This window comes from Jatrophihabitans sp. sgz311053 (genome assembly GCF_056135305.1).
Genome location: NZ_JBWAXP010000003.1, coordinates 13,373 through 34,872 on the forward strand (window position 1 = coordinate 13,373; position 21,500 = coordinate 34,872).

The 21,500-nt window shown below is 70.3% G+C and carries 20 protein-coding genes; 19 read left to right on the top strand and 1 reads right to left on the bottom strand.

Features of this window, described 5'->3' with window-relative positions; all coding sequences use genetic code 11:
• Window positions 1–3 precede the first annotated feature (3 nt).
• From thrB to AC0NZQ_RS18040, 8 genes are all read left to right on the top strand, one after another.
• On the top strand, window positions 4–1,017 hold the full coding sequence (gene thrB / locus AC0NZQ_RS18005; protein ID WP_474531458.1) for a homoserine kinase: 1,014 nt from the start codon (window positions 4–6) through the stop codon (window positions 1,015–1,017).
• Window positions 1,018–1,299: 282 nt separating this feature from the next.
• Entirely contained in the window at window positions 1,300–3,318 is a 2,019-nt protein-coding gene (gene rho / locus AC0NZQ_RS18010) for a transcription termination factor Rho (RefSeq protein WP_474532021.1), read from the top strand.
• A 215-nt stretch (window positions 3,319–3,533) separates the two neighbouring features.
• A complete protein-coding gene (locus tag AC0NZQ_RS18015; RefSeq protein WP_474531459.1) occupies window positions 3,534–4,664 on the top strand; it encodes an ABC transporter ATP-binding protein in 1,131 nt (376 codons plus the stop codon).
• Complete coding sequence (galK, locus tag AC0NZQ_RS18020) at window positions 4,661–5,758, top strand: galactokinase (RefSeq protein ID WP_474532022.1); 1,098 nt, start codon at window positions 4,661–4,663, stop codon at window positions 5,756–5,758. The genes AC0NZQ_RS18015 and galK overlap by 4 nt, the downstream gene beginning before the upstream one ends.
• A gap of 196 nt (window positions 5,759–5,954) precedes the next feature.
• A complete protein-coding gene (locus AC0NZQ_RS18025) occupies window positions 5,955–7,208 on the top strand; it encodes an extracellular solute-binding protein (RefSeq protein WP_474531460.1) in 1,254 nt (417 codons plus the stop codon).
• On the top strand, window positions 7,205–8,167 hold the full coding sequence (locus tag AC0NZQ_RS18030; RefSeq protein ID WP_474531461.1) for a carbohydrate ABC transporter permease: 963 nt from the start codon (window positions 7,205–7,207) through the stop codon (window positions 8,165–8,167). Before AC0NZQ_RS18025 ends, AC0NZQ_RS18030 begins: the two co-directional genes overlap by 4 nt.
• A 1-nt stretch (window position 8,168) precedes the next feature.
• Window positions 8,169–9,035: a carbohydrate ABC transporter permease gene (locus AC0NZQ_RS18035; protein ID WP_474531462.1), complete on the top strand. Its 867-nt coding sequence runs from the start codon at window positions 8,169–8,171 to the stop codon at window positions 9,033–9,035.
• Window positions 9,036–9,043: 8 nt separating this feature from the next.
• Entirely contained in the window at window positions 9,044–10,306 is a 1,263-nt protein-coding gene (locus AC0NZQ_RS18040; protein WP_474531463.1) for an ABC transporter ATP-binding protein, read from the top strand.
• 13 nt (window positions 10,307–10,319) lie between these two features.
• Here AC0NZQ_RS18040 and AC0NZQ_RS18045 read toward each other — a convergent pair whose 3' ends face one another.
• Entirely contained in the window at window positions 10,320–12,230 is a 1,911-nt protein-coding gene (locus AC0NZQ_RS18045) for an alpha-amylase family protein (protein WP_474531464.1), read from the bottom strand.
• 165 nt (window positions 12,231–12,395) lie between these two features.
• On the opposite strand from AC0NZQ_RS18045, the gene rpmE reads away from it, so the two are divergent.
• From rpmE to atpA, 11 genes are all read left to right on the top strand, one after another.
• Window positions 12,396–12,617 carry a 50S ribosomal protein L31 gene (gene rpmE / locus AC0NZQ_RS18050; protein WP_474531465.1) on the top strand — a complete coding sequence of 74 codons (222 nt, stop codon included), beginning with the start codon at window positions 12,396–12,398 and terminating at the stop codon, window positions 12,615–12,617.
• Window positions 12,618–12,697: 80 nt separating this feature from the next.
• The gene (gene prfA / locus AC0NZQ_RS18055) at window positions 12,698–13,768 is read left to right on the top strand and encodes a peptide chain release factor 1 (RefSeq protein ID WP_474531466.1); all 1,071 of its coding nucleotides are present in this window, start codon (window positions 12,698–12,700) and stop codon (window positions 13,766–13,768) included.
• Window positions 13,769–13,779: 11 nt separating this feature from the next.
• On the top strand, window positions 13,780–14,619 hold the full coding sequence (gene prmC / locus AC0NZQ_RS18060; RefSeq protein WP_474532023.1) for a peptide chain release factor N(5)-glutamine methyltransferase: 840 nt from the start codon (window positions 13,780–13,782) through the stop codon (window positions 14,617–14,619).
• A gap of 5 nt (window positions 14,620–14,624) precedes the next feature.
• Window positions 14,625–15,350, top strand: a complete 726-nt coding sequence (locus tag AC0NZQ_RS18065) for an L-threonylcarbamoyladenylate synthase (RefSeq protein WP_474531467.1) — start codon at window positions 14,625–14,627, stop codon at window positions 15,348–15,350.
• Window positions 15,350–16,528, top strand: a complete 1,179-nt coding sequence (locus tag AC0NZQ_RS18070; RefSeq protein ID WP_474531468.1) for an MraY family glycosyltransferase — start codon at window positions 15,350–15,352, stop codon at window positions 16,526–16,528. The genes AC0NZQ_RS18065 and AC0NZQ_RS18070 overlap by 1 nt, the downstream gene beginning before the upstream one ends.
• The gene (locus AC0NZQ_RS18075) at window positions 16,525–16,944 is read left to right on the top strand and encodes a hypothetical protein (RefSeq protein WP_474531469.1); all 420 of its coding nucleotides are present in this window, start codon (window positions 16,525–16,527) and stop codon (window positions 16,942–16,944) included. The genes AC0NZQ_RS18070 and AC0NZQ_RS18075 overlap by 4 nt, the downstream gene beginning before the upstream one ends.
• A 397-nt stretch (window positions 16,945–17,341) precedes the next feature.
• Window positions 17,342–18,151 carry a F0F1 ATP synthase subunit A gene (atpB, locus tag AC0NZQ_RS18080; RefSeq protein ID WP_474531470.1) on the top strand — a complete coding sequence of 270 codons (810 nt, stop codon included), beginning with the start codon at window positions 17,342–17,344 and terminating at the stop codon, window positions 18,149–18,151.
• A gap of 70 nt (window positions 18,152–18,221) precedes the next feature.
• Window positions 18,222–18,431 (top strand): ATP synthase F0 subunit C, encoded by a 210-nt coding sequence (gene atpE / locus AC0NZQ_RS18085; RefSeq protein ID WP_474531471.1) that lies wholly within the window; start codon window positions 18,222–18,224, stop codon window positions 18,429–18,431.
• A gap of 65 nt (window positions 18,432–18,496) precedes the next feature.
• The gene (locus AC0NZQ_RS18090; RefSeq protein ID WP_474531472.1) at window positions 18,497–19,048 is read left to right on the top strand and encodes a F0F1 ATP synthase subunit B; all 552 of its coding nucleotides are present in this window, start codon (window positions 18,497–18,499) and stop codon (window positions 19,046–19,048) included.
• Window positions 19,045–19,869 carry a F0F1 ATP synthase subunit delta gene (locus AC0NZQ_RS18095; protein WP_474531473.1) on the top strand — a complete coding sequence of 275 codons (825 nt, stop codon included), beginning with the start codon at window positions 19,045–19,047 and terminating at the stop codon, window positions 19,867–19,869. Before AC0NZQ_RS18090 ends, AC0NZQ_RS18095 begins: the two co-directional genes overlap by 4 nt.
• 56 nt (window positions 19,870–19,925) lie before the next feature.
• Window positions 19,926–21,494: a F0F1 ATP synthase subunit alpha gene (gene atpA, locus AC0NZQ_RS18100; protein ID WP_474531474.1), complete on the top strand. Its 1,569-nt coding sequence runs from the start codon at window positions 19,926–19,928 to the stop codon at window positions 21,492–21,494.
• Window positions 21,495–21,500: the final 6 nt, after the last annotated feature.

A 21,500-nucleotide genomic window follows, 5' to 3' on the forward strand; every position in this document is an offset into this window, starting at 1 on the left:
CGGGTGAGCCGCAACGGGTTCGTCGAGGGTCCGGTCACCGTCCGGGTGCCGGCCACCAGTGCCAATCTGGGTCCGGGCTTCGACGCGCTCGGCCTCGCTCTCGGGCTGTACGACGATCTCGAGGCCGAGGTCGGTGCCACCGGGCTGGTGATCGAGGTCGAGGGCGAGAGTGCCGCAGCCGTCGCCCGCGACGAGACGCACCTGGTCGTCCGCGCCATGCGCGCGGCCTTCGCCGAGCTGGGCCAGACCCCGCCCGGCCTGGTCTTGCGCGCCCACAACCGCATCCCGCACGGCCGGGGGCTGGGGTCGTCCGCCGCGGCGATCGTGGCCGGGCTGCTGCTGGCCCGCGGCCTGGTCGTCGACGGCCGCGCAAGGCTCGACGACGCCGACGTGCTGCGGCTGGCGAACGCGATCGAGGGGCACCCCGACAACGTCGCCCCCTGCCTGCTCGGCGGGCTCACGGTGGCCTGGACGGTCCCCGGCGCCCGGGACTCCGGTCCGAGCGACTCCGGTCCGAGCGACTCCGGTCCGGGCGACTCCGGGGTGACGGCGCGCGCGGTGCGGCGCGACCCGGATCCGGCGGTGGTCCCGGTCGTGCTCGTCCCGCCGTTCGAGGCCTCCACCGAGCGGGCGCGGGGGCTGCTGCCCGCGAGCGTCCCGCACGGTGACGCCGCCTTCGCTGCGGGCCGGGCGGCACTGCTGGTGGCTGCGCTGACCGGGACGCCGCAGGCGCTCTTCGACGCCACCGAGGACCGGCTGCACCAGCGCTACCGGGAGCCGGCCATGCCGGAGACCCTCACCCTGGTGGGGACGCTGCGGGCCGCCGGCCTGCCGGCCGTCGTCTCCGGCGCCGGACCCACCGTCCTCGTGTTGGCTCGAGGTGAGGTCGAGGCCGAGAGCGTTCCGCAGCTGGCACCGGCAGGATGGACCGCTCTCGTGCCCGGCGTGGACAGCCGCGGCGCGCTGGGGAACATGCCGGATGCGCCCGGTGTTGCTGGCGCCGGGGCGAGCGTCTAGGCTCCCCACTGTCAGGTTGGCGAACCGGCGCGCTCCGTTTCGCGCCGAATCCGCTGCACCACCGGCCCTCGTCGTCGCGCAGGCCAGGTGATCCTGACGTACCTCCCCCTCGCAACGCCCGTCTCGCGCGGCCCCAGGTCGTGCGAGCACCCGGGCCCTGTGGCTTCAGCCGGGGTCCGTCGTATCGGTCGAGCAGCGATTCTCCGCGCCGACCAACCGTGAAAGGTTCCTCACCACGTGACCGAAACCCAGCAGCGCGCCGGCAAGCGCGGTCTGTCCTCGATGCTGTTGCCCGAGCTGCAGCAGGTCGCCGGAGGTCTGGGCATCAGCACGGCCAAGAAGAAGAAGGCCGACCTGATCGCCGAGATCCAGGCTGCCCGCGCCGCCGCTACAGCCGCTCCGGCTTCCCCCTCGGCCGCGCCTGCCGAGACCCTCACCCAGAGCCCGGCCGAGGCGCCGGTCTCCACCCGCACCCGCCGTCGCGCGACCGCACCGGTTCAGACGCCGGCTGCGGCTGACGGTCCGTCCGTCCCGGCGGACAGCGCCGCCGCGACACCCGCCGCGTCGGTCGACACCGCTCCCGCTTCGGCGCCGCCGGCGACCTCCCCGACCGATGCGCGTCCCGACTCCGCCCGCACGGAGTCCCGCACAGATTCCGGCCGTACCGACTCCCGTACAAATTCCGCCCGTACCGATTCCGCCCGCGGCGACTCCGCGGCGGCGGAGGCGGGGGGCGAGGCCAGCCGCGCAGATGGTGCACAGCGGGAGCGTCGGCAGGGTTCCGACAACCGCGACGTTCGCGACGTCCGCGGGGATCGGCCGAAGGCCCAGCAGAACGACCGGACCGACCGCCAGGACCAGCCCGGCAGAAGTCAGGGCGACCAGCAGTCCCACGGCGGCCAGCAGGCCCGGAACCAGAACGGCTCACAGGGCAAGAACCCGAACGGTCAGCCCCAGGGCGGCCAGCAGGGTGACGGCAACCAGAACAACAACCAGCAGGGCAACCAGAACAACGGCCAGCAGGGCCAGCACGACGAGGACGACGAGGACGGCACCGGCCGTCGCCGGGGCCGCCGGTACCGCGACCGCCGGGGACGCAACCGCGACCGGCAGGGCGCCCCGGCCGGTGGCGGCGGCGAGCCGGAGCCGAGCCTCGCCGAGGACGACGTCCTCGTGCCCGTGGCCGGCATCGTGGACGCGATCGAGGAGAAGAACACCTGGTTCGTCCGGGTGGGCGGCTACTTCGCCACGCCCGATGACGTCTTCCTCTCGACCTCGCTGGTGCGCAAGTACGGCCTGCGCCGCGGTGACGCCGTCACCGGTGCGGTCCGCCAGCCCCGCGAAGGGGAGCGCAAGGAGAAGTACAACCCGCTGGTGCGGGTCGACACCGTCAACGGCGAGCAGCCCGACAAGCTGCGGCACCGTCCCGAGTTCACGAAGCTCACGCCGCTGTACCCGCAGGAACGGCTGCGCCTCGAGACCGAGCCGCACCTGCTCACCACGCGGGTCATCGACCTCGTCATGCCGATCGGCAAGGGTCAGCGCGCGCTGATCGTCTCGCCGCCGAAGGCGGGCAAGACGATGATCATGCAGGCGATCGCGAACGCGATCACCACGAACAACCCCGAGTGCCACCTCATGGTCGTCCTCGTCGACGAGCGGCCCGAAGAGGTCACCGACATGCAGCGCTCGGTCAAGGGTGAGGTCATCGCCTCCACCTTCGACCGGCGCCCGCAGGACCACACCATGGTCGCCGAGCTCTCCATCGAGCGGGCCAAGCGCCTGGTCGAGATGGGGCACGACGTCGTCGTCCTGCTGGACTCGATCACCCGGCTGGGCCGCGCCTACAACCTGGCCGCGCCGGCCAGCGGACGAATCCTCTCCGGCGGCGTCGACTCGACGGCGCTGTACCAGCCGAAGCGATTCCTCGGTGCCGCCCGGAACATCGAGAACGGCGGTTCGCTGACCATCATCGCCAGTGCGCTGGTCGAGACGGGTTCGGCCGGCGACACCGTCTTCTTCGAGGAGTACAAGGGCACCGGCAACGCCGAGCTCAAGCTCGACCGCAAGATCGCCGACAAGCGCACCTTCCCGGCGGTCGACGTCGACCAGTCCTCGACGCGCAAGGAAGAGCTGCTGCTCTCGCCCGACGAGCTCGCCGTCACCATCAAGTTGCGCCGGGTGCTGCATGCCCTCGAGCCGCAGCAGGCCATCGAGCTGCTGCTGGACCGGCTGCGCAAGACGCGCACGAATGTCGAGTTCCTGATGAACATCGCCAAGACGACTCCGGGCCAGGAGTAGTCGCCGAACCGTTGACGCGCGGCGGGCGGACGTGTTGCATAGCTCACGTCCGTCCGCAATGCGCGCCGTCGACGCCGTCCCGACAACCGGGGGACGGACCCACGCCGTCGTCGTGAATGCCGTGAGGCGTCGACACGTCGGGTCTGCCTGCCCGGGGTGCGCGGCGCCCGTACCCGGCGCGGGAACACTCCGGTACGAGAGGGCGTGAACTGCCCATGGCCACAGTCCGCTACGACAAGGCGAGCTGTCAGTACCCCGGCAATCCCGAACCGTCCGTCGTCGAGCTCGATCTCGACATCGCCGACGGCGAGTTCATGGTCCTGGTGGGACCGTCGGGTTCCGGCAAGTCCACCGCGTTGCGCATGCTCGCCGGCCTGGAGGACGTCTCCTCCGGCAGCATCCTCATCGACGGCACCGACGTCTCGCAGAAGCCGCCGAAGGACCGCGACATCGCGATGGTGTTCCAGTCCTACGCGCTGTACCCGCACATGAGCGTCGCCGAGAACATGGGCTTCGCCCTGAAGCTCGCCGGGGTCTCCAAGGCCGAGCGGGAGCAGAAGGTGCGCGACGCCGCCAAGCTGCTCAACCTCGAGGACTATCTGCAGCGCAAGCCCAAGGCGCTCTCCGGCGGGCAGCGGCAGCGGGTCGCGATGGGACGTGCGATCGTCCGCGAACCCGCCGTCTTCCTCATGGACGAGCCGCTGTCCAACCTCGACGCCAAGCTGCGGGTCGAGACCCGCTCCAACATCGCCACGCTGCAGGCCCGACTCGGCACCACCACGCTCTACGTCACCCACGACCAGGTGGAGGCGATGACGATGGGCCACCGGGTCGCGATCCTCAAGGAGGGCGGCTTCCTGCAGCAGGTCGACACCCCCCGCAACCTCTACGAGCGCCCCGCCAACGCCTTCGTCGCCGGCTTCATCGGCTCGCCGGCGATGAACCTGCGGACGGTCCCGCTGGTCGACGGCGGCGCCAAGCTCGGCAACATCACGCTGCCGCTGCAGCCCGCCGCGGCCGCCGCCGCCCGAGCCGCGGGGCTCTCCGAGGTCACGCTGGGCGTCCGTCCCGAGTCGTTCCGCTTCGGCGGCGACGGCGGTGGGCTCGCCAAGGACACCGCGGCCGGGCTCAAGGTCGAGGTGAAGCTCGTCGAGGAGCTGGGCGCCGACGCCTACGTCTACGGCGCCATCGAGGGCGACGGCTCGGACATCGTCGGCGGCGTCAAGCCGTTCTGCGTCCGCTTCGACGGCCGGGTCCCGCCGCGCATCGGCGAGGTCGTCTCGGTGGACCTGCGCACCGCCGAGGAGCACGCCTTCCACCCGACCTCCGGGGAGCGTCTCGGCTGAGCACCGGCGACTGCACCTGGCGGGCGCCGGGGCGTGTCAACGTTATCGGCGAGCACACCGACTACAACGACGGCTTCGTGCTGCCGATCGCACTGCCCCTCGGCGTCGACGCCACGGTGTCACGCGGGGACGGCGATCTGATCGAGGTGTCGAGCACCGCCGGGGACGGGCCTGTCCGGCTCGCCCCCGGCGAGGCCGTCCCCGGCGCGGTGACGGGATGGTCGGCCTACGTCTTCGGCGTCGTCTGGGCGCTGCGGCAGCGGGGGGTGCAGGTCCCGCCGGTGCGCATCGCGGTCGACGGCGATGTCCCGCCGGGGGCCGGGCTCTCCTCCTCGGCCGCACTGGAGTGCGCCGTGGCCGCGGCGCTGAACGACGAGCTCGGTGCCGGGCTGAGCCGTGACGAGCTGGTGCTCGTGGCCCGGGCGGCCGAGAACGACTTCGTCGGTGTCCCCAGCGGCTCGTTGGACCAGAGCGCGTCGCTGCTCTGCCGGAGCGGTCACGCGCTGCTCCTGGACACCCGCAGCGGCGAGCGGCGGCAGGTGCCCTTCGATCTCGCCGCCGCTGGGCTGGCGCTGCTGGTCGTGGACACCCGGGCGCCGCACCGGCTCGTCGACGGCGAATATGCGCAGCGTCGCGCAGATTGCGAAGCGGCGGCTGCGCACTTAGGCGTCGCGGCGCTGCGCGATGTCACGGACCTCGCCGCCGCCTTGGCCGGGCTGGACGACGCCCGGCTGCGGCGCCGGGTCCGGCACGTCGTCACCGAGAACGAGCGGGTGGGTGGGGTCGTCGGGATCCTCGACGCCGGGGAGCCGTCCCGGATCGGGCCCCTGCTCACCGCCTCGCACGTCTCGCTGCGCGACGACTACGAGGTCTCCAGTCCCGAGCTCGACCTCGCCGTCGAGTCGGCCCTGGCCGCCGGAGCCCTCGGTGCCCGCATGACCGGTGGTGGCTTCGGCGGATCGGCCATCGCGCTGGTGGCCGCCGGTGAGGTCGACGCGGTCGTCTCCGCTGTCGAGCAGAGCTTCGCGCAGGCCGGCTACCAGCCCCCGAACTGCTTCGGTGTTACGCCCGCGTCAGGTGCGCATCGTCGCTGACTCATCACGATTGCCCGGCAGGCGCGTGTGACCGTTGTTCGTCCCTTCCGTAGCGGTTACGTTACGAATGGCGTGGCTCACAACGACGGGCTGCTGCTCCGTGACAGTCCGTGACCCGAGCCGGCCTCGGTCGAAGGGAATAGGCAACATGACGCGCAAAACCCGCAGGACCTTGAGGGCGGGGGTGACTGCGATCATGGCCGCCACGGTTCTCTCCGCCTGCGGTGGCTCCGACGGCAAACCCGTCCTGACGTGGTTCATCAACCCCGACAGCGGTGGTCAGGCCCAGCTCGCCAAGGAATGCGTCACCGCGGCGAAGGGCCGCTACGACATCCAGATCCAGACCCTGCCCAACGACGCCAGCGCCCAGCGACAGCAGCTGGTGACCCGCCTCGCGGCCAAGGACTCGTCCATCTCGCTCATGAGCCTGGACCCGGTCTTCGTCAGCGAGTTCGCCGAGGCCGGTTTCCTGGCCGACGTCCCCGCGCAGTACCAGGACGACTTCACCCGGAACATCGTCAAGCCCGCGGTCGACGCCTCGACCTGGAAGGGCAAGCTGGTCGCCGCCCCGTTCTGGGCCAACACGCAGCTGCTCTGGTACCGCAAGTCGCTGGCCAAGAAGGCCGGTCTGGACATGAGCAAGCCCGTCACCTGGGACCAGATCATCGACGCCGCCAAGAAGGAGAACCGCAGCGTCGGGGTGCAGGCCAAGCTCTACGAGGGTTACACCGTCTGGATCAACGCGCTCATCGAGGGCGCGGGCGGGAAGATCATCCAGTCGCCGAACGGCACCGTGGCCAAGAACCTCAAGCTGGGGCTGGACACCACCGCCGGTCGCGAGGCCGCCGCCGTCATCCAGCGGCTGGCGCGTGACAAGGTAGGCGGACCGGCGCTGTCGTCCACCGACGAGGCCGCCGCGCTGGGCCTGTTCGAGAACCCCAAGACCAGCATGTTCATGGCGATCTGGCCCTACGTCTGGGGTGCCATGAAGGCGGACAAGGTCCCCTTCCGCGGCAACGACGCGGGCACCAGCGGCGACGTCGGCTGGACGTACTACCCCGAGACGGTGGCCGGCAAGCAGTCGCGGCCGCCCTTCGGCGGCATCGAGCTCGGCGTCTCCAAGTTCGCCGACCACCAGCCGCTGATCTGGGACGCCATCAACTGCATCCGCACCGCCGACCACCAGGCCCAGTACTTCCTGGGGTCGAGCAACCCGCCGGCCAACACCACGGCCTTCGACAACGCCGACGTCAAGAAGGCCTACCCGATGGCCGAGCTCATCAAGAACTCGCTGCAGCGGGCCGCGCCCCGGCCGCAGACGCAGTACTACGGTGACCTCTCCTCGGCGCTGCAGCAGTCGTTCAGTCCGCCGCAGTCGGTCAACAGCTCCACGCCGAAGAAGGCGCAGACCTTCATCCTGCAGGTGCTCAAGGGGGAGAAGCTGCTGTGACCGCCACTCTTGACAAGGCCCCGACCGCGCCGCAGCCCGACAAGCCCGGCAAGCCGCGGCTCTCCGATCGGGCCCGGCAGGAGCGCAACCTCGGCTGGAAGCTCGCCGCACCAGCGTTCGTCGCCATGCTGGCGGTGGTCGGCTATCCGATCCTCAACGCCATCTACCTGTCGTTCTTCAACTACCGGCTCACCGACCCCAACGGTCGGGCCTTCATCTTCCTGAAGAACTACGGCGTCATCCTCACCGACGGCAAGTGGTGGGAGGCGGTCTGGGTCAGCACGCTCATCATGGTCATCACCGTCGCAGTGGAGTTCGTGCTCGGCATGGCCCTGGCCATGGTGATGAACAAGATCGTGCTGCCGCGACGGACGCTGCGCACGATCGTGCTCATCCCGTACTCGATCATCACGGTGGTCTCGGCCTACGGCTTCCTCTACGCCTTCGCCCCCAACACCGGCTACATCAGCAACTGGCTCAGTGACATCACCTTCGGCGCCTTCGACCCGAACTACGACTGGTACGGCGGCCACTGGTCGTCGCTGATCGCGATCATGGTGTCGGAGATCTGGAAGACCACGCCGTTCATGTCGCTGCTGCTGCTGGCCGGCCTGGCGCAGGTACCGGGGGAGCTGCAGGAGGCCGCCGAGGTCGATGGCGCCACGTTCTGGGAGCGGCTCGTCCGCGTCACGCTGCCGTCGATGAAGGCGGCGATCATGGTGGCGCTGCTCTTCCGCGCGCTCGACGCGTTCCGGATCTTCGACAACATCTTCATCATGACCGGCGGCTCGCAGGACACCTCGTCGGTCGGCGTGCTGGCTTACAACCAGACCATCACCCGAAGCCAGATCGGTCTCGGCTCCGCCATCTCGGTGCTGCTCTTCGTGCTGGTCATCCTGATCAGCGCGGTCTTCATCAAGGGCTTCAAGACCGACCTGTCGCGGATGGGGGGCAACTGACATGGCCGCCGACATCTCCAAGAAGGCCAAGTGGGGCCTGGCGATCGCCTCGATCCCGATCATGGCCTACACGCTCGTGCCGATCGGCTGGCTCGTCTCGCTGTCGTTCAAGCCCAGCGCCGAGATCACCGACCGCAGTTACATCCCGCACAGCTTCAGCTGGGACAGCTACAAGTACATCTTCACCGGCGGCGGCAGCGACATCTTCATCCCGGCGCTGGTGAACTCGATCGGCATTTGCCTCATCGCCACCCTGGTCGCGGTGATCCTCTCGGCCTTCTGCGCCTACGGCATCGCCCGGCTGGACTTCCCCGGCAAGAAACTGGTGCTCAACGTCGCGCTGCTCACCGCGTTCTTCCCGGTGATCAGCGTGGTGACGCCGTTGTTCAACCTGTGGCGCTCGATCGGGCTCTACGACACCTGGCCCGGCCTCATCATCCCGTACCTGTCGCTGACGCTGCCGCTGTCGATCTGGACGTTGACCGCGTTCTTCCGGCAGATCCCGTGGGAGATGGAGCAGGCGGCGCAGGTCGACGGAGCGACCAGCTGGCAGGCCTTCCGCAAGGTGGTGCTGCCGCTGGCGGCACCGGGTGTCTTCACCACCGCGATCATCGCCTTCTTCACGGCCTGGAACGACTTCGTCTACTCGCAGTCGCTGACGTCCAAGCCGGGTGAGGCCTTCAAGTTCGACGGTGCGCAGACGGTCCCCGCCGCGCTGAGTCAGTTCCAGGGACCGTCGCAGTTCATCCCGCCGACGGGCTATGTCGCCGCCGCCTCCATGGTGGTCACGATCCCCGTCGTCATCCTCGTTCTGTTGTTCCAGAAGCGCATCGTCGCCGGCCTCACCGCCGGTGCCGTGAAGGGTTAGGTCAGGACATGTCCACCATCCAGATGCAGCACATCACCAAGGTTTACGGCGACGGCTTCAAGGCGGTCACGGACGTCAACATCGACGTCGCCGACGGCGAGTTCCTCATCCTCGTCGGGCCGTCGGGGTCGGGAAAGTCGACGCTGCTGCGCATGATCGTCGGCCTCGAGGACATCTCCGGCGGCGACCTGCTCATCGACGGCAAGCGCGTCAACGACAAGGCGCCGCGCGACCGGAACCTCTCGATGGTCTTCCAGAACTACGCGCTCTACCCGCACCTGACCGTCTTCGAGAACATCGCCTTCCCGCTCCGCCTCGGCAAGAACAAGGTCGACGAGGGCAAGATCAAGAAGATGGTCGACGACATCGCCGACGTCCTGGAGCTCCGCGAACACCTGGAGCGCAAGCCGGCCAACCTCTCCGGCGGTCAGCGGCAGCGGGTCGCCATGGGTCGCGCCATCATCCGGCAGGCCGACGCGTTCCTCTTCGACGAGCCGCTGTCGAACCTCGACGCCAAGCTCCGCGGCCAGATGCGTACCGAGATCGCGCGGTTGCAGCGTCGTCTCGGCGTGACGACGGTCTACGTCACGCACGACCAGACCGAGGCCATGACCCTCGGTGACCGGGTCGCGCTGCTGCGTCGCGGGGTGCTGCAGCAGGTGGCCAGCCCGCGCGAGCTCTACGAGCAGCCGGTCAACCTCTTCGTCGCGGGCTTCATCGGCTCCCCGCCGATGAACTTCCTCCCCGCCACGGTCGGCGACGGCGTGCTGGAGATGCCCTTCACCAACATCCCGATCCCGGCCGCCGTCTCGGCGACCAAGAAGAAGGGCGACTTCGTCGTCGTCGGCATCCGTCCGGAGGCATTCGAGGACGCCGCACTGGTCGAGGACGCGCACCGCGCCCACGGCGTCACCTTCACCGCCGGCGTGGACGTCACCGAGTGGCTCGGCAACGAGAAGTACGCCTACCTGCCCTTCGAGCCCAACTCCGACGTCCAGGCCGCGCTGAACGACCTGGACCGCGAGCTCGACGGCGAGGCGATGCGCACCCAGCTCGTCGTCAGCCTCGACGGCGCCAGCAAGGTCAAGCAGGGCGATCAGGCCGAGCTGTGGTTCGACCCGGCGTCGGTGCACGTCTTCGACCCGCAGACCGAGGCGAACCTCACCCGCGACGAGGAGAAGGCCGCGCAGATCGCGCAGGAGTCCGAGGCCGACCGCAAGCGCGAGCTGGAGCGGGCGCAGCAGCAGCACGGCCAGCTGCAGCAGGCCTGATCGCCGGCGGGGCTCACCCCGCCAGCCACACCGCCCGATAGGGGGCGAGCCACACGTCACCGCGATCGTCCGGGGACAGCGGCTCGCCCCCTAACGCATCCGGGGCGCCATCCAGACCCAGCTCGGCGATGCGGTGCGCCGGGAACGGCCGCCAGCTCTCGGTGACATTGGCCAGTTCGAGCAGATCGCCCTCGGGGTGCGACCGGTGGACGGCGAAGACACCGGGGTCGCTCGCCTCGAGGACACGCGACGCCGTCGCCGCGTGCAGCGCCGGCAGTCCGGCCCGCACCCGACTCAGCCGCCGTATCCCGGCGAACAACCGCGCCGCCGGCGTCGTGGCGTCGTGCCGCTGGTCCTGGACCGCCGCCGGCAGCGGCGGCCGGTGGGCCCAGCGGTTGTCGCCGGCATGGGCAGGGTCGTCGCTCCAGCGCTCGTCGCCGGCCAGCCCGAGCTCGTCGCCCATCCAGAGCACGGGGATGCCGCCCCAGCCGAGCACGACGGCGTGGGCGAGCAGGATGCGGGTGACGGCGAGGTCGGTGGCCTCGGGGGAGTCGGCAGCGCTCAGACCGGTCAGGTCGGCGGTCATGCCGCTGACACGCCGGTCCCCGGTGGCGGGATTGGCCTGGAAGACCAGCCCGCGAGCGAAGGAGGGCTGATACCTACCGGTGTAGAAGTCCGAGAGGAAGGCCCGGTGGGCGAATCCGTCGAGACCCACGGCGGCGGCATCGCCGTCGTCGATGGCCCAGCCGATGTCGTCATGGCAGCGCAGGTAGCAGATCCAGGCGGTGGTGGTGGGGATCGGCGGCAGTTCGCGCAGCGCGTGGACGGCGAGGCGGACATCCCGGGTCGCCAGCATCGACCAGATCTGCACCATCAGGCTGTTGTGGTAGGCCAGATCGCTGACCTTGCCGTGCCGCGGACCCTGCCCGAGGTACTGCACCAGGTCGTCCGGCGCGACGATCGCCTCGGCCTTGAGCAGCACCGCCGGGCAGGCGATGCGGATGACGGCGCGCAGCGCCTGCGCCACCGCGTGGACCTCCGGCTGGTTCTGGCAGTTCGTCCCCAACCGCTTCCAGAGGAAGGCGATGGCGTCCAGCCGCAGCACCTCCACGCCGAGGTTGGCCAGGAAGAGCACGATCTCCACGTACTCGGCGAGCACGTCGGGGTTGGCCCAGTTGACGTCCCACTGGAAGGAGTTGAAGGTCGTCCAGACCCAGCCGTCGAGCTCGTCGTCGAAGGTGAAGTTGCCCGGCGCGAAGTCCGGGAAGACCTCGGGCAGGGTCCGTTCGTAGGCGTCCGGCAGGTCGCGGTCGGCGAAGACGTGGAAGTAGTCGCGGTAGCGCTGCTCGCCGGCGCGGGCGCGCCGGGCCCACTCGTGGTCGTCGGCCACGTGGTTGAGCACCAGGTCGAGCACGAGGCTGATGCCCCGTGAGCGCAGCGTGGCGGCGAGCCTGCGGAGGTCCTCGACCGTGCCGAGCTCCGGGCGGACGGTGCGGTAGTCCGACACCGCGTAGCCGCCGTCGTTGTCGCCGGGCGGCGACTGCAGCAGCGGCATGAGGTGGAGGTAGGTGACGCCCAGCTCGGCCAGGTAGGGCACCTGCTCGACCACCCCGGCGAGGGTGCCGCCGGTGGGGGCGGCGAGCCGGTCGGCGTAGGCGGCGTAGCCCAGCATGGCCGGCGACTGGAACCAGTCGGGCCGCAGCGTGCGCCGCTCGTCCAGCCGATGCAGGTCGGCGTCGCGCTCGGCGTAGGCGCGGGCCGCAGCGGTCAGCAGCCGGGTCTCCAGCGCGGCGTGGGCCGGGTAGAGCTCGGCCAGTGCGGCCCGCAGGTCCGGCAGCCAGCGCTCCACGCGCAGCTCGAAGGTCTCGCGACGTCCGGCGGCGAGCCCGGCGAGTTCGGCGGTCACGGCGTCGTGGCTGGGCACGGGGCGATCCTTCCACCCGAGGTCGGGGTCCGGGGTGAGGGAATGCCCGGCGCCGGGGACCGGTTACACTGCACGGTCGGCGCGCATCCGCGTCGACACCACCCGGCTCCGGTTCACGCAGCGTGTTCACCTGCGACCCGGCGCCACACGAAGGGAACCGGCAGCATGCGCGAAGGCATCCACCCCGAGTACAAGGTCACCCAGGTGACCTGCTCGTGCGGCAACACGTTCACCACCCGCAGTACCGCCAAGAACGGCGTCATGAACGCCGATGTCTGCTCGGCCTGCCACCCGTTCTACACGGGCAAGCAGAAGATCATGGACGTCGGTGGCCGCGTCGACAAGTTCGAGCGCCGTTACGGCAAGCGCGAGCGCTCGAAGGCCTAGCTTCTCCGACGGCGCCCATCCCCGATCCGGGGATGGGCGCCGTTGTCGCGTTTCCAGACGGTCCGATCGCAGGAGTCCCCATGTCCGAGCCCGGCAAGCTCTCCGAGCTGCTCGCCGAATACGGCGAGGTCGAGCAGCAGCTGGCTGACCCGTCGGTGCACGCCGACGCCGGCCGGGCCCGCACGCTGGGACGCCGCTTCGCCGAGCTGGCGCCGATCCGGGCGGCGGCCGACGAGTTGAGCAGCAGCCGCGACGACCTCGCGACCGCCCGCGAGCTGGCCGCCGAGGATGCCTCCTTCGCCGCCGAGGCAGTCGCCCTGGAGACCCGGATCGCCGAGCTGGAGGAGCGGCTGCGGCACCTGTTGCTGCCGCGCGACCCGAACGACGGCAAGGACGTCATCCTCGAGGTGAAGGCCGGCGAGGGCGGCGACGAATCGGCCCTCTTCGCCGGTGACCTGCTGCGGATGTACAGCCGCTACGCCGAGCGGCAGGGGTGGCAGCTCGAAGTGCTGGACAACGAGTCCACCGATCTCGGCGGCGTCAAGTCGGCCACGGTCGCCGTCCGCGCCCGTAAGCCCGAGCACCAGGTCTGGGCGCAGCTGAAGTACGAGGGCGGTGTGCATCGGGTGCAGCGGGTGCCGGCGACCGAGTCGCAGGGGCGCATCCACACCTCGGCCGCCGGCGTGCTGGTGCTGCCCGAGGCCGAGGAGGTCGACGTCGAGATCGACCCGGGCGACCTGCGCATCGACGTCTACCGCTCCTCCGGGCCGGGTGGCCAGAGCGTCAACACGACCGACTCGGCCGTCCGCATCACCCACGTCCCCACCGGCACCGTGGTGGCGATGCAGAACGAGAAGAGCCAGCTGCAGAACCGTGAGGCCGCGCTCCGGGTGCTGCGCGCCCGGCTGCTCGCCGCGGCGCAGGACGAGGCCGAGGCCGCCGCGTCGGACGCCCGCCGCTCGCAGGTCCGCACCGTCGACCGCTCCGAGCGGGTGCGCACCTACAACTTCCCGGAGAACCGCATCAGCGACCACCGGGTCGGCTTCAAGGCCTACAACCTCGACCAGGTCATCGACGGCGCGCTGGACGACGTCATCGCCGCGCTGCAGGCCGCCGACACCGAGGCGTTGCTGGCGGGGGAGGGCTCCTGAGCCTGCGCCGGCTGCTCGCGACGGCGACCGAGCGGCTCGCCGCCGCCGGCGTCGACACTCCCCGCACGGACGCCGAACTGCTGGCCGCCCATGTGCTCGGATTGCCGCGCTCGGCCTTGCTGACCCGTGACGAGCTGACCGCTGACCAGTCCGGGGCGCTGGAGCAGGCGCTGGAGCGCCGGGTCGCGCGCGAGCCGCTGCAGCACATCACCGGCCACGCGCCGTTCCGCTACGTCGAGCTCGCGGTCGGACCGGGGGTCTTCGTCCCCCGTCCGGAGACCGAGCTGCTGGTGGACGCCGTGCTGCCCGCGCTGCGGGCGGCGGCCACTCCGGTCGTGGTGGACCTCTGCTCGGGTTCCGGGGCGCTGGCGGTCGCGCTGGCCGACGAGCTCCCCGCGGCCGAGGTGGTCGCGGTGGAGATGTCACCGGACGCCCTGCCCTGGCTCGAGCGCAACGCGATCGAGCGGGGTGTCCGTGTCGTGGCTGCGGACATCCGCGACCGCGACGCCCTGGCCGCCTGGCGCGGCCGGGCCGGCGCGGTCGTCTGCAACCCGCCTTACGTCCCCCTGACGACACCGGTGGCCGCGGAGGTCCGGGCCGATCCGGAGCTCGCCGTCTTCGCCGGCGACGACGGGCTGGGGCTCATGACCGACGTCCTGGCCGCCGCGGCGGAGCTGCTGCGCGGCGGCGGGGTGCTCGCCGTCGAGCACGACGACAGCCACGGCGAGGCGGTGCCCGCACTGCTGCGGAGCGACGGTCGGTGGGACGACATCGTGGCGCACCGCGACCTCGCCGGTCGACCCCGCTACGCGACGGCCTCCCGCCGTGCCCGGCTTCGTGAGGCAAACTGACTGCCGTGGCTCTGTTCTTCCACTGCGGCGACCCCGACGTCCGTGACGACGCGATCGCGACCGCGGCGCACAGCGTGCAGTCCGGTGAGCTCGTGGTCCTGCCCACAGACACCGTCTACGGCATCGGCGCCGACGCCTTCGACGCGGTGGCCGTGGCGGACCTGCTCCGGACCAAGGGTCGCGGTCGCGACATGCCCGTCCCGGTGCTGGTCGGCGCCTGGTCGACGATCGACGGCCTGGTGGCCCACGTCGACTCCCGGACCCGGGAGCTGGTCGAGGCGTTCTGGCCCGGCGCGCTGACCATCGTGGTCCGCCACGCGCCGTCGCTCACCTGGGACCTCGGCGACGCGCGCGGGACGGTCGCGCTGCGGATGCCGCTGCACCCGGTGGCGATTGAGCTGCTGGAGAGGACCGGTCCGATGGCGGTGTCGAGCGCCAACCGTTCGGGGCAGCCGCCCGCGCAGACGGCAGCCGAGGCGCGCGCTCAGCTCGGCGAGGACGTCGCGGTGTACCTCGAGGACGGCCCGGCCCCACGCGGCGAGGCCAGCACCATCATCGACGTCTCGGAGGGGACGCCACGCGTGCTGCGCGTCGGCAGCGTCAGCGAGGCGCAGCTGCGCGAGATCGTCCCGGATCTGGTCGGCATGGCCGGCCCCGGTGCCGGGGCGGACGAGCCGCCGGCGGCGACGCCCCGGCCCCGACCGCGGCCGCAACCGGGCAGCGGTGGTTGATGCCCACCTATCCGAGTCTGGAGTACCTGCTCGTCGGCTGCATCGCGGCGGTCGTCACCTTCGTGCTGACGCCGCTGGCCAGGCGCGCGGCGATCCGCTGGGGAGCGATAGCGGCGCCGCGAGACCGGGACGTACACGCGGTGGCCATCCCGCGCATGGGTGGCGTCGCGCTCTTCGTCGGGTTCGCGCTGGCCATCTTCGTCGCGCACCGGCTGCCCACCCTGACCCAGGCCTTCGTCGTCGGGCCGGACATGGCCTTCGTGGTGGGGGCCGCGGCCCTGATCTGCCTGCTCGGCGTCGTGGACGACCGCTGGGAGCTCGACTCGCTGACCAAGCTCGCTGGGCAGGTGCTCGCCACCGGGATCATGGTGATCTGGGGTGGCGTCCAGCTCATCGCCGTCCCGCTGCCGGGGAGCAACAGCACGCTGCTGCTCGGCTCGCTCGGCGTGCCGGTGACGATCCTGCTCACCGTCATCACGATCAACGCGGTCAACTTCATCGACGGCCTGGACGGCCTGGCTGCGGGCGTCACCGCCATCGCCGCGGGCGGGTTCTTCCTCTACTCGTTCCACCTGACGCAGCAGAATTTCCAGGTCGCCGGCGCCGCCCCGACCCTGCTCGCGGCGGCGCTCTGCGGCACCTGCGTGGGATTTCTGCCCCACAACTTCTGGCCCGCGCGGGTCTTCATGGGCGACTCGGGATCGATGCTGGTGGGGCTCATCCTCTCCGCCTCGGCCGTCACCGCCACCAACACCGCCGACCCGCAGGCCTTCACCGTCAACGCCTTCGGCTCGCTCGCGCTCTTCCTGCCGCTCATCATCCCGCTCGCGGTGCTGGCGCTTCCCTTCATCGACCTGCTGCTCGCGGTCGTCCGGCGGGTGAGCCGGGGGCGCTCGCCGTTCGCCCCCGACAAGCAGCACCTGCACCATCGGCTACTCGAGATGGGGCACAGCCACCGCCGGGCCGTGCTGCTGCTCTACTTCTGGTCGGCCCTGCTCTCCTTCGCCGGTGTCGGCCTCTCCTACGCCGAGGGTCGCTGGCTGGTGCTGACCGTCCTCGCGGCCGCCCTGGTCGTGGGGCTGCTGATCTCGTTCGTGCCGGGGTTGCGCTTCCGGGCCCGCCGTCGCCCCGCCGCTCCGCTCGCGTCCTCGGCCGGCCGACGGGTGGAGCCGCGATGAGAGCCACCGACGCGCCCGTCCCGGATCGCTTCCCGCAGCCGCGGCGGCGGATGCCCCTCGGCCGCCCCGAGAACTGGGTCTGGCCCGTGCTGGCGGTCGCGCTCGTCGTCGGTTCGGGGCTCATGCTCCTGGCCCCGCGACCGTGGGCCGCCGCGGGCAGCTACGCCGGTGCGATGCTCCTGGTCGTCGGGTGCTTCGCCATCTCCACCGTCAACCTGCGGATGGCGGGTCGAATCTCGCCGGGAACGATGTTCCTGGCCGCGATCTTCAGCTACGGCTTCACCGTCGCCGTGCTCTCCTTCGCCTGGCTGCTCTCCTCGCCGCGGGTGGTCGTCGGTGGTGCCGTCTTCGCCGGCGCCACCGTGTCCGTCCTGGTGTGGGTCACCGGGGTCGCGCGCGCAGCCTGGGTGCGGTGAAGGCACGCTCTCAGTGACTGTTACGCTCGCGGCACACGATGGGCACGGAGAAGTCGCACGAGACTCCACCAGGTGAAGAACCCGGTGGGGATCCTTGGGCAGTCTTCGGATACCTGGTCGCTGGTGTCGTCTTCTACGGCGGGATCGGATTGGGGCTCAGCGTTTGGTTGGACGCTCCCTACCTGGTCCCGATCGGGATCGTGGTGGGAGCAGCCTTCGGGGTCTACATGGTCTTTGCCCGGTTTCGTTACCGTGGAGAGACCGGAACCGCCCCCGCCGGTCCGGCCGCGACACGATCCATCCCAGCTTCCACCCCGATCGACCACGACCGGACGGACGAGACGGGCGCTCCGCGCGCCGATCCGCCGCGAGGTCGCGATGACCGAGGAGATTCGTCATGACGGCCCAGCCTCTCGCCGCTGGTGAAGGCTTCACCGCTCCGGGGCCCGCGGAGTTCTTCCTCCCCGACTTCACCAACACCAACTGGCACGACGAGGGTTACATCGTCCTGCTGACCAAGCCGGCCGTGCTGCTGCTGCTGTCCGCGGTCATCACCTTCGCCTTCCTGCAGGGTTCCATCCGCCGTCGGCAGGTCGTTCCCAGCAAGTTCCAGTACCTGGGCGAGCAGGCCTATGGCCTGGTCCGCGACAGCATCGGCCGCGACGTCATCGGCGGCGACTTCATGCGCTGGGTGCCGCTGCTGGTCTCGCTCTTCTTCTTCATCCTCATCAACAACCTCTTCGGCATCACGCCGTTCCTGATGTTCCCGACGTTCTCTCGGGTGAACTACGCCTTCGGCCTGGCCGCCATGGTGTGGATCATCTACAACGTCGTCGGGATTATGGACAAGGGCTTCTTCGGCTACCTGAAGTTCGTCACGACGCCGTCCGGCGTGCCGAAGTGGCTGCTGCCACTGATCATCCCGCTGGAGTTCCTCTCCAACATCATCGTGCGGCCGGTCACGCTCTCGCTGCGACTCTTCGCCAACATGTTTGCTGGCCACCTGCTGATCATCCTGTTCTCCACCGGTGGCGCCTACCTGCTGTTGGACGCGACCGGACCGATCGTCAAGCCGGCCGGCGTGCTCGCCTACGTGATGGGCATCGGCATCGGTTTCCTCGAGGTCGTCGTCGCGTCATTGCAGGCTTACGTCTTCGTCCTACTGACGGCGAGCTACATCGCCGGCGCCAAGGCGCACGACCACTGATCTGACCCGCATCACTTCACTCCGCACCACCACGCACACGGTCACCTGACCGCGACGAAAGGAAAGAACAATGGGCGGCACGCTCAACATGGTCGGCTACGGCCTCTCGGCTATCGGCCCCGGTATCGGCGTGGGCATCGTCTTCGCCGCGTACATCAGCGGCACGGCCCGCCAGCCGGAGATGCAGAGCCGGCTGCAGACCATCGCCTTCCTCGGCTTCGCGCTCTCCGAGGCGCTCGCCATCATCGGCATCGCGCTCGCGTTCGTGCTCAAGGCCTAGTCACTCGACGCGCCGAGCATGCCTCGGTACACCTCTGATCCCATCGCAAGGCGAAGGAACCCACGATGACGCATCTACTCGCAGCCGAGGAGCCGAACCCGCTCGGCTTCGTCTGGGCCGAGTTCGTGCTCGTGCTCATCATCTTCGCGCTGCTGTTCTTCCTCGTCCGCAAGTACGTGGTCCCGAACTTCGAGAAGACCTTCGCCGACCGGCGTGAGGCCATCGAGGGCGGGATCGAGCGGGCCGAGGAAGCGCAGAACCAGGCGCAGCGGATGCTCGAGCAGTACAAGGAGCAGCTGAACGAGGCCCGCGTCGAGGCGGCCCAGATCCGCGAGAACGCCCGCGCCGAGGCGCAGCGCACCCTCGAGGAGCTCCGCGCGCAGGCGCAGGAGGAGTCGGCCCGCATCGTCGCCCGCGGCGAGGAGCAGCTGGCCGGTCAGCGTGCGGCAATCGTGCGCGAGCTGCGTGCCGAGGTCGGCACCCTGGCCGTCGAGCTGGCCGAGAAGATCGTCGACCAGCGACTGTCGGACGACGCGGCCGTCTCGGCCACCGTCGACGCCTTCCTGGCCGGCATCGAGGCCGACGAGTCGGCGAAGGCGCGGACGGAGTCCTCGTGATCCATTCGGCCAGCCGACGCGCGCTCGAGGATCTGCGGCGCCGCGAGCACGAGGTGTTCGAGGGCCGCATCTCGGCGGACTCGCTCAGCACCCTCGCCGACGAGCTGTACGCCGTCGCGCAGGTGCTCGTCGCCCAGCCCCGGCTGCGGCGGCTGCTCGCCGACCCGACGTCGTCGACCGAGAGCCGCACCGGCCTGGCCGAGCGGGTCCTGGGATCGCAGGTCCGCCCCGACACGCTGGGACTGCTCACCGTGGCCATCGAGCTGCGGTGGTCCTCACCGTGGGACTTCGTCGACGCGCTGGAGAGCGCGGCCGGCGACGCGGTCTTCCGGGCCGCGGAGAAGGAGGGCAGCCTCGACACCGTCGAGGACGAGCTCTTCCGGCTCGAGCGGATCCTGAACACCCGCGGCGACGTCGTCGCCCTGCTCGACGAGCAGGCCGTCCCGGCGTCGCGGCGCATCGAACTGCTCGACTCCCTGGTGGCGCAGAAGGTTCAGCCGCTCACGCTGACCCTGCTGCACAACGCCGTGGCCAGCACCCGCAAGCGCAGCGTGCTGCTCGCGATCGACGACCTGCTCGAGGATGCCGCCCGGTGGCAGGAGCGTTCGGTCGCGCGCGTGGTCTCGGCTACCGAGCTGAGCCCGCAGCAGCAGGAACGCCTGACCGCGGCGCTGTCGCAGCTCTACGGCCGCTCCATCACGGTCCGCCTGGCCGTCGACCCCGCCGTGCGCGGCGGGCTCGTCGTCCGCGTCGGTGACGAGGTCATCGACGGCAGCGTCACCGCCCGCCTCGAGGCCGCCCGCGCCTCGCTGGCCGGCTGACAGATCCGAACACCCGAGATTTCCGAGAACGAAGAGCCGAAGGAACAGGAAAGAACATGGCTGAGCTGACGATCTCCGCCGACGAGATCCGTAGCGCGATCGAGAGCTACGTTTCGTCCTACAAGCCGGAGGCTTCCCGTGAGGAGGTCGGGACCGTCGCCGAGACCGGTGACGGCATCGCGCGCGTCGAGGGTCTGCCGAGCGCGATGGCCAACGAGCTGCTCGAGTTCGAGGGCGGCACGCTGGGCATCGCCCTCAACCTCGACGTCCGCGACATCGGCGCCGTGGTGCTCGGTGACGCCAGCGGCATCGAGGAGGGTCAGCCGGTCAAGCGCACCGGCGAGATCCTCTCGGTCCCGGTCGGCGACGCCTACCTCGGGCGCGTGGTCGACGCGCTCGGCCAGCCGATCGACGGCCAGGGCGACATCGAGACCGACGAGCGTCGCGCCCTGGAGCTCCAGGCGCCCACCGTGGTGCAGCGCAAGGAGGTCAAGGAGCCGCTGCTGACCGGCATCAAGGCCATCGACTCGATGACCGCGATCGGCCGTGGCCAGCGGCAGCTGATCATCGGTGACCGCCAGACCGGTAAGACCACGGTCTGCCTGGACGCGATCATCAACCAGCGCGACAACTGGAAGACCGGCGACCCGCAGAAGCAGGTGCGCTGCATCTACGTCGCGATCGGTCAGAAGGGTTCGACCATCGCCTCGGCTCGCGACACGCTCGAGGAGGCAGGCGCCCTGGAGTACACCACCATCGTCGCCGCCCCGGCGTCGGCCTCGGCCGGCTTCAAGTACCTCGCGCCCTACACCGGTTCGGCCATCGGCCAGCACTGGATGTACCAGGGCAAGCACGTCCTCATCGTCTTCGACGACCTCACCAAGCAGGCCGAGGCGTACCGCACGGTGTCGCTGCTGCTGCGGCGCCCGCCGGGCCGCGAGGCCTACCCCGGCGACGTCTTCTACTTGCACAGCCGGCTCCTCGAGCGCTGCGCGAAGCTCTCCGACGACCTCGGTGGCGGCTCGATGACCGGTCTGCCGATCATCGAGACCAAGGGCAACGACGTCTCGGCCTACATCCCGACCAACGTCATCTCGATCACCGACGGCCAGTGCTTCCTCGAGACCGACCTCTTCAACGCCGGCGTCCGCCCGGCTGTGAACGTCGGTATCTCGGTGTCGCGCGTCGGTGGCTCGGCCCAGCCGAAGGCCATGCGCGCCGTCTCCGGACGCCTGCGCGTGGACCTCGCCCAGTACCGCGAGCTGGAGTCGTTCGCCGCCTTCGGTTCCGACCTGGACAAGGCCTCGCAGCGCCAGCTCGCCCGTGGCGCCCGGCTGGTCGAGCTGCTCAAGCAGCCCGCCGCCTCCCCGTTCGGCATCGGCCGCGAGATCGTCTCGATCTGGGCGGGTACCTCCGGCCAGCTCGACGAGATCGAGGTCAGCGACATCCGCCGCTTCGAGAGCGAGTTCCTGGACTACGTGCAGCGCACCGACGGCGATGTCTACGACGCCCTGGCCACGGCCAAGGGCTTCGACGACGACCACGCGTCGCGGCTGGAGAAGCTGATCACGGACTTCAAGAAGGAGTTCCAGGCCGGGGACAGCTCCGAGAAGTCCGGGAACTAAGGGACT